The 2,790-nt window shown below is 66.3% G+C and carries 1 protein-coding gene; it reads right to left on the bottom strand.

Features of this window, described 5'->3' with window-relative positions; translation table 11 throughout:
• Nucleotides 1-2,535, bottom strand: a 2,535-nt coding sequence (pglX, locus tag GRC12_RS43395) for a BREX-2 system adenine-specific DNA-methyltransferase PglX (RefSeq protein WP_208785943.1), incomplete at its 3' end; no start/stop codon positions are given.
• Nucleotides 2,536-2,790: the final 255 nt, after the last annotated feature.

The following is a 2,790-nucleotide window of genomic DNA, read 5'->3' as shown; positions in this document are numbered from 1 at the left end:
GGCCAGGGGGAGTTCGGTGGGGAGGGGGAACTCCTGCAATTTGGTGCCAGTAAACTCGAACCGATGCTCCCAGAGTTCGTCTGAGATGCCTCCGCCAATGCCGCCATTTCCCTTGGACTGACTGACCTGCTTCAACCAGAAGCAAGCCGCCGACGAGTTCAGCACTCCAAGCAACTCCAAGTACTGCTCTTCTCTAGTACCCTCCGACAATTTGAGCACCGGCGCTGTTCTGTTGAATACCTTGCGGCCCCGGTCTAGCACGAAGTGGTTGTGTGTCGCAACGAAGGGAAACGCGATCGACAAGGGCGAACGAAAACGCCGAGGAAAGAACATGCTGTGGTCGAACCAGCGGAACCCGCGCTCTTCTGGCGTCTCGCCGAAGTCAAGGCGCTGGCGGAGGGGCTCCCGCGTGCGCCAGAGGAAGTGCTTCTCGGCTGTTGTGATCTCCCTGGCTGCTCCGCGCACGCTGGCAGGGGCGATGGTTGTATAGGGGAATAGGGTGCAAGTACTAGGTGAGATCCGGTAGTCACGTACCTCCTCGCCGAGGATGACTGGCACTGTCCCTGGTTTCATCCGACGAGTTGCCGCAGCAGCGGGCGGCATGTAGTACGCCTCGTCAAGTCCGGTGTGCGTCGTCCTTCCGGCCTCCGCGATCACGTCCTTGAGCCGCGTCTCCACCTGCTCCAGCTTGACCATGAGACCGGACGCGCCGCCCCCCGAGAGGCTCCACGGAAACGTGGCTAGATCCGCCCGCGGCCGATCCTCCACGCTCACCCACTCCTCAGGCCCCACCCCCGGCTTCCGCCACTGAGAGACGATCGCCTGCCACACCTTCCCCTCAGCCGGAGGATCCGGCTCACTAGGCTCCCCCCGAACCCCCAACACAGCCCGAATAGGCACAGCCTGCCGAGGACCCTGATTCCGCCCGACCAGAATCACCGTCGGCGTACCGTGCCCTGGAATGAACGCCCCCGACGTGTCCAGCACATGCGTCAGCTCAACCCCAGGCCAGTCCCGCTTTCGCCGCGTCTGCGGGTCCTTGTACGGCCCCCCGTGAAAGAACGACTCGATCAGCGTCGCCCCGAACTCCCGTTTCATGAACGAGTTCGCCGTGATCTGACCGATGAACCCACCATTCCGATGGTCACCGCTCGCCCGCACCGCCAGCTCGAAGATCCTCTGCGCGAACGGCACCGACAGCGCGTACTTTCCGGAGCAAGCCCAGTAGATCTTCCGGTAGTTCTCGTTCTCGGCCTTGTCCTTGACCGTGATGTACGGCGGGTTGGCCACGACCACGTGATACGAACCCCGCCCCAGCAAGTCCGCCTCCTTCACGTACTGCGCCACATCTTCCGTGCGGTACGTGAACGTCTCCCCCCTCTCCACGTCGTCGAAAGTCGGGTCGGTCTCCCGCCCCGCCTCCCGCCCGTGCAGCAAAGAGTCACCGACCGCGATACGGATCGGCATGGACGGGGCGGCGGAGAAGCGGTCGACCCGGCACTCCTTGATCATCTCGACGAGCAGACGGAACCGGGCGATAGAGACCGCGAACGGGTTCTTGTCGGCGCCGTGGACGGACTCCAGCGCGCGACGCACCAGCGTCCAGTTCTCCGTGCCGGGCTCGGCTTCACGCCAGGCCGCGAGGATGCGACGGAAGAGGCCGAGCAGGAAGTGGCCAGAGCCGCAGGCGGGGTCGATGCAGCGCAGGCCGCGGATGACGGGCGTGACGTCACCGTTCTCGCCGATCTCCTCGTACGTCTCACCCCGCCATCCCTCGGGGCGGTACTTCCACTCCGGGTCGAGGCCGAACTCCTCCAGCGCCGGGTCCAGAGTGAGGTCGAGGATGAACTCCTCGACGAATTCCGGGGTTTGGAGCAGCGCGTACGTCTTGCGGGCGTGCTCGGACAAGTCCTGGTACAGGTCGCCGAGGAAGCGGGTGTTGAGGGACGGGTCCGTGAAGTCGTACCGGATATGGCCGTCGGGGCCGCGCTCGCGCCAGAAGGAGAGCAGGCGGGCCGCGGAATCGTAGGACGGGTCGAGTTCCCACAGGGGGTTGTGCGCGGGGTCGAAGAGGCCCTCGACGATCTCGTGCTCGCGGCCGAGCGCGCGGAAGGACTCCTTGAGCCAGTCGCGGTCGTTGAGCTCGGGGCTCTCCCGGAAGAACGCGTCGTGGTTATCCTGCGCCTCGGCGAGCCGCTCACCGGGGCCGGAGAGACGGGCGTCGGCGACCAGGCCGTTGTCCTCGCAGAAGCGGACGAAGACGCACGCCAGCACCCACGCGGCGGCGATCTGCACCACCCGCTCCTCCAGCCAGGGCTCCTCGCCGACCTCGGTCCGCCCGGCAAGTTCAGCCCGTTCATATTCAGCCTTCAGGGCCGCGGCCTGCTGGCTGTCACTGTGGGCACGCCCGCGCAGGTCGTCCACCAGGAGCGCGACCTGCTTCTGGAGGTCCTTGAGCAGCGCGGCGTGGTTCAGCGGCGCGGCGGTTGGCGTGGCCGTCGCTTCGGCGGTCGTACGGGCTTCCTGGGAGGGCACCGCGGTGTTCCTTCGTTCGGGTCTGGGCGGCGTGTGCTCTCACGCCGATCGGTCCATCCTGCCAGCCGGAACGCCGGGGCGGACCCACCGGACCTACCGTCCGGCCAGCGGAATCCCCCCGAGACGCCCTAGGCCGAAGGCGAGACGGTAGATGTCGGGCAGGTCGAGGAGGGAGAAGTCGTCGACGTTGTGGTCGCGGCGGCGCAGGACGCCGAGGTCGTCCAGCTCCTGGACCAGGCGGGGTAGGTCGTCGGG

The sequence above is a fragment of the Streptomyces griseorubiginosus genome, from assembly GCF_017614965.1.
Taxonomy (GTDB): domain Bacteria; phylum Actinomycetota; class Actinomycetes; order Streptomycetales; family Streptomycetaceae; genus Streptomyces; species Streptomyces griseorubiginosus_B.
Note: the sequence above shows the minus strand (reverse complement) of the source record. Positions and strands in the feature narration are given on the sequence as shown.